Source organism: Bdellovibrio sp. (genome assembly GCF_036384735.1).
GTDB lineage: Bacteria > Bdellovibrionota > Bdellovibrionia > Bdellovibrionales > Bdellovibrionaceae > Bdellovibrio.
Genome location: NZ_DASVLT010000068.1, coordinates 1 through 15,917, shown reverse-complemented (window position 1 = coordinate 15,917; position 15,917 = coordinate 1). Strand labels below are relative to the sequence as shown.

Sequence of the window (15,917 nt, the reverse complement as noted above, 5' to 3'; positions counted from 1 at the left end):
ATTAGTCACCCTTGTTTTTAAAAAGCTCAAGCAGCCGCTGGTATTGGGTTACCTTATTGCGGGCTTTCTTTTAAGTCGCCATTTTCCTTGGGCGCCAACAGTTCAAGATCAAGAAAGTATTAGCGTTTGGGCTGAAATCGGTGTGATCTTCCTTCTGTTTGGCCTTGGGCTTGAATTCAGTTTCAAAAAACTAGTGAAGGTCGGTGGTTCTGCGGGATTCACAGCTGTCTTTGAAGTTCTTTTCATGGTGGGCCTTGGCTATCTGGCGGGGCGAAGCCTTGGTTGGAATAATGTCGATAGTATTTTCTTAGGTGGTATTCTTTCTGTTTCTTCTACAACCATCATTGTGCGAGCGTTTCAGGAACTCGGGATGAAGGGAAATCGATTCGTTGAATTGGTCTTTGGTATCCTTGTCGTGGAAGATGTCGTGGCGGTCTTGCTTTTAGTCTTGTTGCCATCGCTGGTTTCAAGTGAGGGTTTTTCCGTAACCTCGCTTGTGAGTATCACTCTTCGCATGGTTTTCCTGGTTTTGTTGTGGTTTATCTTAGGTATTTTTCTTTTGCCCGCGTTCTTGCGAAAAATTCGTTCTCTTCTTGAAGAAGAAACTATGCTGATTGTTGCCATTGGCCTTTGCCTGGTGATGGTGATGATTGCTTCTGCGGCAGGGTTTTCGCCAGCATTGGGCGCTTTTGTGATGGGATCTCTTCTGGCGGAAACTCCGGAAGGTCATCATATCGAAAAGCTTTTAAATCCTGTGAAAAATCTTTTTGCAGCGGTGTTCTTTGTTTCTGTCGGGATGATGATTGATCCGAATGTGATCAAAGAAAATGGCTTGCTTGTTTTGATTATCACTTTGGTTACGATCTTTGGGAAATTTATCAGCACCTACTTAGGTGCGATCTTGTCAGGGCAAAATCGCAAGACATCATTGCAAGCAGGGATGAGTCTTGCGCAGATTGGTGAGTTTTCTTTCATCATTGCGTCTTTAGGGGTGTCACTTAAAGTAACCAGTGGATTCCTATATCCGCTGGCGGTGGCAGCTTCGGCGGTTACGACATTCACGACGCCATATTTGATTAAATCTTCGGATGCTGTTTTTAGATATACGGATAAATATTTTCCTGAGCGCCTTAAGACCTTGTTAGACACTTATAATTCGTCGGTGACACGTCAGGGTGGTCAAGGAATTGGAAGTCTGATTATGAGCGCATACGGAATCAAAGTTTTACTAAATTCTGTGGTGATCTTAGCGTTCATTTTCGGATTTAAAATTTTAGCTTTTGAATATTTTAAAGATACCACAGAAAGTCTGGCTCATGCGGGCACTGTGGTTTTTATTCTATGCTTGATTGCTTCAAGTCCGTTCTTCTGGGGATTGGTGCAAGGTCAACCTTCCAAGGCCGATAAAGAACAACTCATGCGCCTTCGCGGTTTGCTACCTGGCGTGACTTTAGGAAGAATCATTTTAGCGGTATTGCTTTTGTCATTCATGGTGGGTGAATTCTTATCCCTTGAAGTTGCTTCGGGTGTGCTTATAACGGGTGTGCTCGTTGGTATTTTCATCACGTTGAAATATGGCGAAAGAGTTTACGCTTTTTTTGAAAAAAGATTTCTGCGCAATTTGACGGAAAAAGAGCGTGAAGAGAAAAATGCGCAGAGGTTTGATCCAACGCTTCTTCCCTGGAATGCCTCTATGGAGGTATTTGAACTTGGTGCTGAATCGGGAATGATCGGGAAAAGCTTGCGGGACTTAGCATTTAAAGAAAAGTGGGGAGTCACAATTGCTTCAGTTTTACGTGGTGAAAGGCAATATTTTGCGCCCACTGGCGATTTTGTTTTATGGCCTTACGATCAGATTGTTTGCTTTGGAAATGAAGATGAACTGCATGAAATGCATAGGAAAGTCGAAAAAGACCGTGAAGATCATCGATGGCCCCAGGTGTTACCCGGAAAATATCGTCTGACTTCCTTTGAGATTCTACCAAATGGGGAGTACACTGGTAAAACCATCCGTGACAGTCGGTTGCGTGAAGAGCGCAACGTACTTGTTGTGGGGGTTGAGCGTGGATCAGAAAAAATCCTCGGTCCTTCTTCAGGGTTTACTTTGCAGAACGGGGATCTGGTCTGGGTCGTGTCTGAATAAACTTGTCAGCTTACAAATTGACGTGATTTATGGGGCCAGAAAAAAATAAAAAAATGAAACAAATCTATTTGGCGTCAGCCCTTTTAGGTCTTTTGGTTTCCATCGGAGCCGGCGGGCTTATCGCCTTCAGTGTGACAAAATCATCTCAAATTAAAGATAGATCTTCGAAGTCATCGGACCTTGTCGATTTGAAAGAGCCAGAGTTTCAGCTGAGCAATCGCATGGTTTGGATTTCTGGCGGAGACTTTTGGATGGGCGATGATAAAGATAGCTACGACGATGCGAAGCCTATTCATAAAGTTCATGTTGATGGCTTTTGGATGGATCAATACACGGTCACAAACGCCGAGTTTGCAGAGTTCGTCGAGCAGACGGGTTACGTGACTGTCGCTGAAAGAAAATTAAATCCCGAAGAGTACCCGAATGTTCCGACAGAGATGTTGCAACCTGGAGCTGTTGTCTTTATCCCTCCAACGAAAAAGGTCGAAGGCTCCAGTGGAAATACAGTTTGGTGGAAATGGGTGAAGGGCGCAAGCTGGCGTCATCCCGATGGTCCGCAAAGTGATCTCAGAGGAAAAGAAAAATATCCCGTTGTGCAGGTCGCGTACGAAGATGCCAAAGCTTACGCCGACTGGAAAGGGGCCCGACTGCCGACAGAGGCCGAATGGGAATATGCGGCTCGTGGCGGTTTAGAGCGAAAAATTTATCCTTGGGGTGATGACCTCAAGCCTCAAGGTAAATATATGGCGAATACTTGGCAGGGGGAGTTCCCAGAGCAAAATACTTCTGAAGATGGTTTTGCAGGGTTGGCTCCTGTGGGAAGTTTTCCTCCAAACAATTATGGTCTTTACGATATGGTCGGGAATGTATGGCAATGGACTTCGGATTGGTATCGTGCAGATTATTATCAATCTTTAGCCAAGCAGAAAATTGTCTCGAACCCACAGGGCCCTGAAGAAAGTTATGATCCTCTAGAGCCTGAAGTGAAAAAGAAGGTTCAGCGCGGAGGTTCTTTCCTTTGTTCTGAAGATCAATGCGGTCTTTACCGCGTAGGCTCACGTGGTAAGGGTGATATCATGAGCGGATCTCCGCAACTGGGTTTCCGTCTGGTTCATGATGATGCGACAATGGCTAAAGCTGATGGAAAAACTCTGTCACAGTAATGTGTGATTATGATATTCTCGAGCTCTAAACTTGAGGACTGTCATGAGTGTTTTTGTTACAGCTCGCGGAGCAACTCCTAGCGTAGAAAAAGATGTTTTTATTGCAGACAATGCGCGAATTATCGGTGATGTGAAAATCGCAGAGGGGTCGTCCATTTGGTACAATGTCACGATCCGTGGCGATGTCATGCCTATTCGAATCGGTAAAGAAACAAATGTCCAAGATGGAGCCGTCATTCACGGAACTTACGGTAAATATGGTACGACACTGGCAGAGCGTGTGACGATAGGTCATCTGGTGATGCTGCATGGTTGTGAAGTGGGGCGCGGCACATTGGTCGGTATGGGGTCGATTCTGATGGATGGGGTGAAAGTCGGGGAGCATTGTTTGATTGGAGCTGGCTCTCTTTTGACGGAAGGAACCGTGATTCCTCCGCGCAGTCTTGTGGTTGGCCGCCCTGCGAAAGTAAAGCGTGAATTGACGGAAGAAGAAGTTCAATTGCTCGAAAAATCCGCAGATAATTATCTCTTGTATAAAACCTGGTACTAATCCGCAGCGCAAAAACCGATTTCTGACAGACTTCTAGTTGAACTCTGCGGGTAAACTCCGCAGAATTATTTAAACCTGCCATAGGAGTCTGTTTTATGGATCGTATCCCTTACGCCCTGACCTTTGATGACATTCTTCTTGTCCCCCAATATTCTGAAATCACCCCGACAGAAGTTGTCCCAAGATCTCTTTTCGCAAGAGATAAATATCTTAATACGCCGATCATCTCGGCCGCTATGGATACGGTGACAGAAAATCGCACGGCTCGAGTCATGGCACAATTTGGTGGCTTGGGGATTATTCATAAGAATCTTGATATCGACAAGCAGGCTCTTGAAGTTGAAAAAGTAAAAAAATACGAAAGCGGCATGATTATGGACCCACTGACATTGGGACCGGATCATAAGGTCCAAGATGCCGTTGATTTGATGGAAAAATTTTCGATCAGCGGTGTTCCTATCACTGTCGATGGACTTCTGATTGGGATCCTCACCAACCGCGATTTGCGCTTTGAAGAAAATTTCGATCAACCCATTCGCAATTTGATGACAAAGGAAAATCTTGTCACTGCGAAAATGGGCACGACTCTAGAGGAAGCAAAAAAGATTTTGCAAAAGCATCGCATTGAAAAACTTCCGGTTGTGGACTCCAAGGGAAGGCTCAAGGGGCTCATCACAATCAAAGATATCGAAAAAGCGCGCAACTATCCGCAGGCAACTAAAGACGAACATGGTCGCTTGCTTGTCGGGGCGGCTGTGGGAGTCGGTGTTGATTCTCGTGAGCGTGCGGAGGCTTTAGTTGGTGTAAATGTAGATGTTCTTTGTATTGATACCGCTCACGGTCACTCTAAGAATGTAATCGAAATGGTGAAATATATTTCTAAAAAATTCAAAGATGTGATCATTATCGCAGGAAACGTTGTCACATCGGAAGGCACGCAAGCTTTGATTGAGGCTGGCGCTGATGTTGTGAAGGTCGGCGTGGGTCCGGGAAGTATCTGTACAACACGTGTCGTAGCCGGTGTTGGTATGCCGCAAATTTCTGCTGTTGTAGAGTGTGCGAAGATCGCGAAAGCCAAAGGCAAAACAATTATTGCGGATGGTGGAATTAAGTTCTCAGGAGACATCACGAAAGCTTTAGCGCTTGGTGCGAACTCTGTGATGATCGGTAACTTGCTGGCAGGTGCTGAAGAGTCGCCCGGTGAAACGATCTTGTTCCAAGGTCGCAGTTACAAAGTCTATCGCGGCATGGGAAGTCTTGGTGCCATGGCTCAAGGTTCGAAAGACCGTTACGGTCAAATGGAAATTGAAGACAACGAAAAACTTGTTCCGGAAGGGATTGAAGGCAAAGTTGCGTACAAGGGATCTGCTTCAGGAATCATTCATCAACTTGTGGGTGGCTTGAAATCTGGGATGGGTTATTTGGGCGCAAGAAATATTGGTGAACTTCAAGAGCGCGCGAGGTACGTGCAGATTTCTGCACAGGGCTTGCGCGAGTCCCATGTTCATGATGTGAGCATCACTAAAGAGGCTCCTAACTATCGAATTGAGAGCTAAGAATGGTGCGCGGGTTTATCATTCTTGATTTTGGTTCGCAGTTCACTCAATTGATTGCACGTCGTTTGCGTGAGCTGGGTTTTTATTCTGAAATTCATTCTTATAAAATGTCGATGGACGAAATCCGTAAAAGAAATCCTTACGGAATCATTCTTAGTGGCGGGCCGAATTCAGTTTATGAAGTGGGATCTCCACAAAGGGAAATTCAGGAACTTCGTAACATAAGTCCTGTTATGGGTGTTTGTTATGGAATGCAGCTTTTGACTCATACGTTAGGCGGAAAAGTTACGAAAGCCAGTCATCGTGAATACGGACTTAACTATGTCACCTGGTCTTCTCCTATCCCCGGAATTCCTCAAAAACAAAAGGTATGGATGAGTCATGGTGACGTGGTCGAAAAAGCACCAGAAGGCTTTCAAATCATCGCGATGTCTGAAGGCAATCATCCAGCAGCGATGCTTGGAGATAACGTTTTGGCGGTGCAATTCCATCCCGAAGTGGCTCATACCGAACATGGTATGGATCTTTTAAAGTATTTTGCCACTGATATGTGTAAAGCTTCTGCGGATTGGGATGCCCCCCACATCAAAGATCATTTGTTGGAAGATGTTCGTAAAAAAGTTGGAAATACAGATCATGTTCTTGTCGGCCTCAGTGGCGGAGTAGATTCGACAGTTGTTGCCACTTTATTAACCCAAGCGTTGGGTAAAGAACGTGTTCACTGTGTTTTTGTAGATAATGGTCTTCTGCGCAAAAACGAATATGAAAATGTTTTAGAAAGTTATCACCGCATTGGCTTGAATGTGCGTGGAGTGAAGGCCGCAAAAGAGTTTCTATCAGCTCTGGCTGGTAAAACAGATCCGGAAGATAAGCGCAAAACAATTGGTCGTGTCTTTATTGAAGTTTTTGAAAAATGTCTCGATAAAAATCTTCCGATTAAATATCTGGCTCAGGGAACTTTGTATCCTGATGTGATTGAAAGTGTTTCTTCAATCGGGGGAAGTGTAACAATCAAGTCTCACCACAATGTCGGGGGATTGCCTGATAAAATGAAATTAGGATTGGTCGAACCTGTTCGCGAGCTTTTTAAAGATGAAGTGCGCGCCCTAGGAGCGCAATTGGGTCTTCCTCATGAAATGTTATGGCGGCACCCTTTTCCAGGCCCTGGTCTAGCGATCCGTGTCCTTGGGGAAGTGACCGAAGAAAAGCTGCATATCCTTAAAGAAGCCGACGATGTTTTTATTTCAGAACTTCGTAAGCACGGTCTTTACGAAAAGATCTGGCAAGCGCTCTGTGTCTTGTTGCCGGTTAAAACAGTGGGCGTTCAAGGCGATTCAAGAACCTACGACCATGTTTTGACTTTAAGGGCTGTGACATCTAGTGATGGTATGACGGCGGATTGGTATCCGTTCGAATTCCAATTCTTGCGTGATGTTTCGAATCTCATCACGAACAAAGTAAAGGGTGTCAACCGTGTGGTTTACGATGTCACAAGTAAACCACCGGGAACAATCGAGTGGGAATAATCACTCTGTAACGTAATCGTTTGATATAGAGATAGGGGTAGAATCGACAATTAAAGCACGTTCTAACTCTATCATATCATGATGACCAAAAACGACGACTTTGATTTTTTCATAAATCCAGAAGAGTCCATAGCCTGACCACAAAAATAAAATAGCATCAAAAGGCACTCGGAAGCGCACTTCAGATTTGAAAATATAAACTGTTATGAAAACCGATAAGAGCATCATCATGAGAATCTGTTGAGTCTCTTCATTTTTCTTCATCAGTAAAGAACACCCAATCAAGGCTGTTGGTAATAAAAGCAAATGATAGAATGGACGCCATAAATGATTCCACGACATCAACTGTGTTGAAAAACCTCCAGGCCATAGTTCATTCCCGAAGAAAAGATAATAAATATAGCGGAAGCTTGTGACCATCACCACAGGATTGTCATGAACGCACTTAAGGCCTTCCTTCCAGAAGAAGCTTTGATCTGTGAAGGGATGGTCCCAAGTTTTTTGCAGTTTCTCTCCGGTTTGTCCAAACAATGGCGACATCCATGACATGCCACTGTTGTCGCGATTGTTTTTCCAAGGGCATTTCCCTTCGACAAAATTCAATGCTCCAGCAGAGGGGCCTGCCATGGGTTTTCCGTAAACTTCCGCTGTGCCTATCAGATGTGGCGTCATAACAATCAAACATCCCAAAGCTAATCCTAAGATGTATTTGATCGCTCTGTTGAGCTCGGCGCGATAGCGATACAATAGCCACAGGCAAAGAATCGGAATAAAGAAGGCATGATTTCCTTTAAAGTAAAACGCCACCATTAAAATAACGCCTGTGAAAATGAATTTTGTCCCTGTGGGTTTTTGTAAAGTTCTCAGTAAATACCAAAGTGAGAATGTCAGAAGAAAGCTGTAGGTAGTTTCTGCCAAATGGTATGAAGTAAAACTGATTTGCGGAAAGTGAATACTGGCCACAAAGATTGAAAAAATGGCAGTGGCCAGATTAAAATACTCAAGAGCAATTAGAAATGTCAGAAGCACCACGCCCCATGAACTAAAGACCTGCAGCCAATTGTGAAGTTCCCATCCACCGATGCTTCGAATCAGCATCGACCAAAGTGTATAACCTAGTGGCTGAAAGTTTTGGCCGACATCAAATTTTCCTTGAAGCATTTCGATTCCACGCTCGAAATATCCGCCCATATCGGATTCAAGAGTGAATTGCGGTGAAGATAAAATAAAAGTACTCCAGAAACGAATAAAGAAAGCACCTAAAAGAATAGCAATAGAAAATACTTTGAGGCCTTTGTTTTCGACAGGAAGCTTTAAGTAAAGCAGGGCGCTAAGCAACGAAAATAAAATCCCAAGACTTGCGATACAGATGGGATCGCTCCAGTCCTTATCAAGATAGACTCCGAAAGGACGTCCATCGTTATCACCAGCAAAGCTCCAGACAGTGGTTTTCTTTAAAGCTTCGGCTGTGCCAGTGAGTCTGAAACCGAAATTGTTATTGCAGCGAGTTTTCTCAGACGGTAAATCCCATTCCGTCAAATCAGTCATCATGGAGTTCACGCAAGACCACGTATGCAAGCGAAGGTGATTCATGGCGATCAGCGGAGGACTCACGGTAAATTTGATCCAGAAAAGGCCGTCCTCGTCGTCGTCCACATGCTTTTTGATTGTAGAAGGTGCGTCTTCTTCCGTGGATAAGTCCGGATGAATCACTTGAGCATATTTCGATGTCGGCGTGATTAAACAGAACCATGCAATGACCGCAACTGTGGCCATCATCAATAAAATAAATGCTGAATTTTCAGAGATGAAAGTTTTGTTCTTAGACATGTGAAAAGGGGTACAGCCTGAAAGGACTCTTTTCAAATTACGAGTTTTTTAAGAGTGCCTCATGGAAAAGATGTAATGTGAAAACTCTGCGATTCCACCTAAGAATTGGACTTCAAGGAGACTTCATGAATTTTCAAAAGAAATATCTTTTCGCTAGTGTGACTTTATTTTCCGCGATCGCAGGAGCTGTCGCGACGACGATTTATTTTAAAACGTCGGGGTTATCGAGTTTTACCTATTACAAAGATTCAAGTGGAGCTTTGATCGCTCAGAAAACGATCCAGAATTATGACATCATTGAAGACTATAAAATACAGGCGCAGCAGCCAATTCTTTATCTTCTAGAGACTCAATTGACGAACTCTCAATATTTGAATGTTGATGGAGTTCAGGGAAGTCTTAAGTGGGATGTTCGCAGCGGCAACAAACTTCAAAATGTTCTTTGGAGCAAAACAGAGCAAGCCAATAGCTATGGCATCAGTGACCTGGATGAACCTTATATGCTCACAGGTCTAGAGGGCTGTTGTGATTCCAGAACTGGCTATCGCCTTTATGATGTGACATCTGGAAGATTAATTATTTCATTTAATGATTTCACCGAATCCCAGGTAGTTCGGCATCCATTCACTTTGGACATTCCAAATTCCAAATTAGGCTATCGCTTTATTGGTGTTATCGCGGGCGAAAGTACGAGAGATTTGGACTTTGTGAAACCCGATGATGGTTACTCAAACATTGCTTTGGTGAAGTATGCCTCGAAAACAAAATTCTATCAGCGCATTCAAGTCGATATGACTGTGAAAAGTGGCTGGGGAGCCAGCATCTTGGATTTGGAGTTAGAAGCAGATCCTACGGTCGCGAACTCGGATAAGATTGAATTTCGGAATGGTATCGCATCCATGTGGAATATCGATGGGGCCACGGATCCAAGTCAGATTCAAGGGGTGCAATTACGAATGGTTGTCAATGGGGGAGATGACGATAAAACCATCATAATTCCGATTCGAAACGATCGATTAAATCTAGAGAAAGCTCAGGTTCCTACGGGAGTGAAAATTCACGCTCTTTAGGCTTGCAACGCGGGGCTTCTTATTTGAATAAAGAAGGCAGCTAAGATATGAATTTATCATGTCTTTTGTTCATCTTCATACCCATTCAGAGTACTCCCTTTTAGAGGCTGCTTGCCGAGTCAAAGCCATCGCTAAAAAAGCGGCGGCGATGAATATGCCGGCAGCAGCGTTGACCGACAACGGAAATATGTTCGGCGCTGTGGAATTTTATTTCGCTTGCAAAGATAACAACGTGAAACCTTTGTTGGGTTTGGATGCTTACATCGCACCGGGATCGCGACTTGAGAAAAAACAAGATCGTGATCAAGTGGCAGCGGGGCCCCGTCGTTTGGTTTTGCTTGCGCAAAATACGTTAGGATATCAAAACCTCTGTAAGCTTTCGACAATCGGTTATCAAGAAGGCTTCTATTGGAAACCTCGTATCGACTACGAAGTGATCAAAGAGTACAATTCAAATTTAATTTGTTTAACTGGTGGTCTTCGTGGCGAAGTGGCTGATGCTTTCTTGCGTGAAGGGCCTGATGCGGCCTTGGCAAAAATCCGTCAGCTGAAAGAAATTTTCGATGATCGTTTGTATCTCGAGATGTGTCGCACAGGTGTGTCCGAGTGGGATCAAATCAATCCCTTCTTGCTGGAAGCTTCAAAAATTGTGGGTGTGCCGGTAGTTGCCACCAATGACGTGCACTATATGACTCAAGACGATCAGATCGCCCAAGAGGTTTTGATCTGTATCGGAACGAATAAAACTTTGAGCGATGAAAGTCGTTTCCGTTTGGGAACAGACGAGTTCTATTTTAAAAAACCGGAACAAATGCAGGAGCTGTTTGCTGATGTGCCTGAAGCGATCAGCAACACTTTGCAAATCGCTGAACGTTGCGATGTTAAATTTAAACTGAAAGATGAAAACGGAAAGCCGATTTATCATCTTCCAACTTTCGGGACTCCGGAAGGCGTAACGGTGAGGGACTTTATTGCTCAAAGAGCAAAAGAGGGATTACTCGTGCGCTTTGAAGAAGCGGAAGCCCGTGGTGAAATGGTTCCTGAGGAAAAGAAGCCAGAATACTACGCTCGTCTTGAGTACGAGTTGGGTATTATCGATCGCATGGGTTTCAATGGTTACTTCCTAATCGTCCAAGACTTCATTGGTTGGGCTAAGGATAATGATATCCCAGTGGGACCGGGCCGTGGTTCCGGTGCGGGCTCCCTTGTAGCTTATTGTTTAAGAATTACGGATCTAGATCCACTTCCAAATTTTCTTCTTTTTGAACGTTTCTTGAATCCAGAGCGTATTTCGATGCCCGACTTCGATATCGACTTCTGTCAGGATCGTCGTCAGGAAGTCATTCGTTATGTGACTGAAAAGTACGGTCAAGAATCCGTATCGCAAATCATCACATACGGTAAATTGCAAACACGTGCGGCGCTTAAAGACGTGGGGCGTGTTTTAGGGATGTTGTTTGCTGAAACGGATCAAGTAACAAAATTAATTCCAGATAAACTTGGCGTGACTTTGAAAGAGTCCCTCGAGATGGAGCCGCGTCTTACGGAACTGATGGAGATGAATCCAACAGTTGCCACACTGATTGATCTTGCTCAACGTGTGGAAGGCATGGTGCGGAATGCCGGTATCCATGCTGCCGGCGTTATTATTGGTGATGGACAACTCGTAAAGCATGCACCTTTGTATAAAGGGGCCGATGGTGAGCAGGTTGTTCAGTACGATATGAAGCACGCCGAGAAAATCGGCTTGATCAAATTCGACTTCTTGGGTTTGAAGACGCTGACTCATATCAACTTGGCTTTAAAGTTGATCAAGAAAAATCGTGGTAAAACAATCACGACAAAACAGATTCCGATGAACGATGCGGCCACTTTCGAAATGATGTCCCGCGGAGACACCGCTGGGGTGTTCCAGTTCGAGGGTGAGGGTATCACGGATGCCACGAGAAAAATCCGTCCTTCCAGTTTTGCCGATATCACTGCGATCACGTCGTTGTACCGTCCAGGTCCGATGGCGAACATTCCTGAATTTACGGATCGTAAACACGGTAAAGCGCCCGTTGAATATTTGCTTGAAGATACACGCGAAGTTCTTTCAGAAACTTACGGTATCATGGTTTACCAAGAGCAAGTTATGGGTATCGCCTCGAAGATCGCTGGTTACTCTCTCGGTGAAGCCGACATGCTTCGTCGTGCGATGGGTAAAAAGATCAAAGAGGAGATGGATAAACATCGCGAACGCTTCATGAAGGGCGCGGTGGAACGTGGTCATAACAAAGAAAAATCTTCTGAGTTGTTTGATCTGATGTATAAGTTCGCGGACTACGGTTTCAATAAATCCCATGCCGCTGCTTACTCTGTAGTGACCATTCAAACAGCCTGGTTGAAATGTCATTATCCTGCGGAATTCTTCGCGGCCCTTCTATCTACCGAGTTGTCTGATACAGAAAAGATCGTGAAATACTCGAAGGATGCGGCCAAACGTGGTTTGACTGTGAAGTCGCCTCACGTGAATTTCTCTGGATATCTTTTCGACGTTCATGGCGATGAGATTTACTTTGGTCTTGGGGCGATCAAAGGCGTGGGCGAGGGCGCGGTTGAGGCGATCATTGAAGCCCGTGAATCTTTACCTGAGAAGAAATTCTCTTCACTTGATGAATTCTTTAACTCGATCGATCTTCGTCGCGTAAATAAAAAAGTAATCGAGTGTTTGATTAAAGCTGGTGCTTTTGAAGGCTTCGGCGCTCATCGTGCTCAGATTATGGCGGGTTATCAAAAATTCTTGGACCGCGCTCAAGGTTTGCAAAAAGATCGCGAACTGGGTCAATCGTCTTTATTTGATTTGGGGCCATCTACTGAAACGGTGGTGAAGCTTGAAGAAACAAAACCTTGGAGCCGCACAGCCGCTCTGGCTTACGAAAAAGAAGTTCTTGGTTTCTACCTCAGCGATCACCCGCTAAAGGGTTTTGATACATTATCAGAAATCTGGACAAGCTGTAAGGTCGTTGATTTGCCAAAACAGATGCCTCCGCCAGGGTCTCCGGAAGCGGAAGCTATGAAAGCGGCGAAGAAAGACTGGAAAAACCGTGATGCTGCGAAAAAACGCGTTGTGGTGGCAGGCTTGATCACCGAATTGCGGGAGTTGATCACAAAAAAAGGGACACGCATGGCCTTCGGTAAGATCGAAGACTTAACAGGTGCAGTGGAACTTGTGATTTTCCCTGATGCCTACTCGAAAAACGAAGCTCAGCTTCGCGATGAGCGCCCGGTTTTGATCGGCGGGGGTCTTGAGGTCGAAGAAGGTGTTGCAAAAATCATGGTGGATTCAGTTTCGCCTATGGAAGATATCCTTAAGAAGACAAAACGCATGGTCTTAAGGCTAGATCGTATCGCGCCAGAGGATTATCCTCGTCTACAATCGTTGATGAAAGATTATCCGGGGCCTACGACGGTTAGTTTAGAAATTGATGTGCCAGAAGTCAGTCGTCGTGTGATGATGGAAATGACTGAAGGATCCGGCATCAATGTGAATAACGAATTCTTTGAAGGGGTTCATTCCCTCTTTGGACGTACGGATTTTATTGAATTGAGGAGTTAGTAAATGCGCGGGACATCTTGGATTGCAACTTTGATTTTCATCACAACATTGGGGTCGGTGACCCTTGCCCAGCAAGCAGATCTCTTAGATCGTACATTTTCCGGAGTTTCTAAAGAAACAACTCCACAAGCGGCAAAAGCTGATATTCAAAATCAGGCTTCGCAAAAAATCTCTGAAGAGGTGATTAAAGAGCTTGTGGGGGAGGATCGCTTTAATAAAAACAAAGCGATGATTCAAAATAAAATCATTAAAAATTCAGCTCGCTACATACCGTTTTCAAAACCGTCACCTCTTATTCAGGACGGCGCGGATTTTAAAATGGCGGTCGAGATGAAACTTTCTTTACGCGATTTGAAACAGATGCTGCAAGAAAACTCATTGCTCAATGAAAACGATGCGGTTCCTGTGGTCTTGCCGGTGATTAGCTTTGTCGATCAAGTCGAGGGTCGCAGTTATCGTTGGTGGCAACCTTTGGATAAGAATCCACAGGGATTTTTATTTAAAGAAGGTCGCGCGATGGAGGAAGCTCTTCGTAACTCCTTCCAGGGTAAGAACTTCTTTGTGATCAAGCCAATGGAAGCAGGTCTTGGTTCGAATGTTCCTTCAAGTTTTCAAAATGAGCGAATTTCTGGTGAGGATGCTCAATTCTTTGCTCAATACTTCAATGCTCCGGTTACTATCGATGGGCAAGTATTGTTTAATAAAGAAGCTAAAGGCGGAAACTACACGATCGAGATTCGTTTGACGGCGACTCAAGTTAGTAATGGACGTCCTATCGCGGATGTGTCTCGAAAATTCACTACAGACCCAGGACCTTTCGAAACATCCGTTGATAAAAAAATGCGTGAGGTTCTAGAAGGCACCGCCAATGACCTCGCCTCGCAAGTGTTTGAAGCATGGCAACGTGGTTCTTTGGGAACATCTGTGATTCGTTTGACGATTCAGGGTTCTCATTCCCTTCCTTTGATGGAAGGGGTTAAGGACAAAATTCGTTCTCAAATTACTCAGGTGAAAAACATTCGCGAAAGACTGATCGGAACTGAAGGTACAAGTTATGAGGTGGATGCCTCTGTGTCTGCGACGGATTTGGTTCAAAGAATCGAGGCCTTGGATTTTAACGGCAAGAAGCTGACAAAAGTCTCTGAGGGTCGTGATGAAATCGTTTTGAAGTTCGCGCAATAGGAGGTTGCTGTGAAGAGCTTTTTTGCATCTATCGTTATGTTCGCTCTTGCCGGTTGTGTGACAATGGATCGCACTACGCCAACTGTGAGTCGTGACATTCATAATGACAATCAGCTGGTTCGTCGTGATGATTCAGCTCCACGTAAACGGTTGATGGTTTTGCCGTTCTTGGATTCCTCAGATAAACGTCCTCAAGAATTTCGCGATAGAGCAAGGGCTGCCTTTATTCAAGATTTGAATCGTTCCGGTCAAGTCATCGCGTTTGACAGCAAAGAATTGAATCTAGATCTTTCTAAAATGATGGAAGGCGATCACTACAAATTGGCTGAAGTCTCTCGTGCGGCTCAGGCCTTGGGTGTGAATGCTGTTCTTGAAGGTAAAATCACTGATATTCGTATCAAGAGAAAGACCGATAACGTTGGTGTCGTTCGACATTTAACTTCAGTGTTTGAGGTTGTTGCTCAGGTTCGTGTGATGACGGCAAGAACGGGTAAAGAAGTTTTCAATACTGTAAAAACTGTGACTGTTGAAGAGCAAGGTGTTCGTGTTGCTGAGCGTGTCGAGACGGATAAGTATCTTCAAAATAATCCTGATATGATTGAGACCATCGTGAAAGATGCTTTCTTGGATTTCACTCCGCAGGTATTGGGGTCTTTAGAGAAGGTCTCTTGGGAAGGGCGTATCGCTGCTATCAATGGCGACCGTATTTATCTGAATGTAGGAAAAATTTCGGGCTTGCAGATGGGTGATCTTTTGAAGGTCATGGAAGAAGGCGATGATGTGTATGACCCTGAAAGTGGGAGTCATATCGGTCGTGTTCCCGGGCGTTTGAAAGGTACACTTGAAGTGATCAGCTACTTCGGAAACGATGGGTCTATTGCAGTTATTCACTCGGGCTCTGGCTTTAAAGAAAATGATCGCGTAGAGCTTTACTAAATAGGCGACAATGGCGCCCAGCGGCCAAAGTTCTGGGCAAAATTCCTTGCAGAGCAGAAAAGGAATCGATAAATTCAAATCTCCCTCAATCCAAATGAGGGAGATTTCAGTGCGGATATAGCGTAGTTGGTAGCGCGCTTCCTTGACATGGAAGAGGTCACTGGTTCAAGTCCAGTTATTCGCACCATTTTTTCTTTAAACTTCCAGGTACATCGTTAAATTGGTTCTACTCACTTCATGGTGGAACTTTATCCAAAACACACAAAAATCATAAACTTAGCAGACGAAGCCTGTAGTTTTTAAAGCTTCTAAATCCGAAAGCCCGCTTCTGCAACAGTTTTGCGAGATTGTTAAAACCTTCCG

Annotated in this window: 11 protein-coding genes and 1 tRNA gene; 10 read left to right on the top strand and 2 right to left on the bottom strand. The window is 44.5% G+C overall.

The features are described from left to right. The 5 genes from VF412_RS19120 to guaA all read left to right on the top strand — a co-directional run. Positions 1-2,143 (top strand): cation:proton antiporter (locus tag VF412_RS19120; protein WP_331340876.1); only part of this gene is annotated, 2,143 nt, incomplete at its 5' end. 53 nt (positions 2,144-2,196) lie between these two features. Beyond that, on the top strand, positions 2,197-3,306 hold the full coding sequence (locus VF412_RS19115; RefSeq protein WP_331340875.1) for a formylglycine-generating enzyme family protein: 1,110 nt from the start codon (positions 2,197-2,199) through the stop codon (positions 3,304-3,306). 43 nt (positions 3,307-3,349) lie between these two features. Next, positions 3,350-3,856, top strand: a complete 507-nt coding sequence (locus VF412_RS19110; protein ID WP_331340874.1) for a gamma carbonic anhydrase family protein — start codon at positions 3,350-3,352, stop codon at positions 3,854-3,856. Between the two features lie 95 nt (positions 3,857-3,951). Then, complete coding sequence (guaB, locus tag VF412_RS19105; RefSeq protein ID WP_331340873.1) at positions 3,952-5,412, top strand: IMP dehydrogenase; 1,461 nt, start codon at positions 3,952-3,954, stop codon at positions 5,410-5,412. Positions 5,413-5,414: 2 nt separating this feature from the next. Further along, positions 5,415-6,938, top strand: a complete 1,524-nt coding sequence (gene guaA, locus VF412_RS19100; RefSeq protein WP_331340872.1) for a glutamine-hydrolyzing GMP synthase — start codon at positions 5,415-5,417, stop codon at positions 6,936-6,938. Here the strand turns inward: guaA and VF412_RS19095 are convergent, their stop codons facing one another. Continuing rightward, on the bottom strand, positions 6,939-8,768 hold the full coding sequence (locus tag VF412_RS19095; RefSeq protein ID WP_331340871.1) for an ArnT family glycosyltransferase: 1,830 nt from the start codon (positions 8,766-8,768) through the stop codon (positions 6,939-6,941). A gap of 125 nt (positions 8,769-8,893) precedes the next feature. Between VF412_RS19095 and VF412_RS19090 the strand changes: the two genes are divergently transcribed. The 5 genes from VF412_RS19090 (at position 8,894) to VF412_RS19070 (ending at position 15,741) form a co-directional block, all read left to right on the top strand. Beyond that, positions 8,894-9,838, top strand: a complete 945-nt coding sequence (locus VF412_RS19090; RefSeq protein ID WP_331340870.1) for a hypothetical protein — start codon at positions 8,894-8,896, stop codon at positions 9,836-9,838. Positions 9,839-9,896: 58 nt separating this feature from the next. After that, positions 9,897-13,436, top strand: coding sequence for a DNA polymerase III subunit alpha (gene dnaE, locus VF412_RS19085; protein ID WP_331340869.1), 3,540 nt, complete (start codon positions 9,897-9,899; stop codon positions 13,434-13,436). A gap of 3 nt (positions 13,437-13,439) precedes the next feature. Beyond that, positions 13,440-14,618, top strand: a complete 1,179-nt coding sequence (locus VF412_RS19080) for a hypothetical protein (RefSeq protein ID WP_331340868.1) — start codon at positions 13,440-13,442, stop codon at positions 14,616-14,618. 9 nt (positions 14,619-14,627) lie between these two features. Then, entirely contained in the window at positions 14,628-15,554 is a 927-nt protein-coding gene (locus VF412_RS19075; RefSeq protein WP_331340867.1) for a hypothetical protein, read from the top strand. Positions 15,555-15,665: 111 nt separating this feature from the next. Next, a tRNA-Val gene (locus tag VF412_RS19070) sits at positions 15,666-15,741 on the top strand. Positions 15,742-15,822: 81 nt separating this feature from the next. On the opposite strand, the gene VF412_RS20135 is transcribed toward VF412_RS19070, so the two are convergent. Next, positions 15,823-15,917: transposase (locus VF412_RS20135; RefSeq protein WP_414640837.1), on the bottom strand; the 95-nt coding region annotated here is incomplete at its 5' end.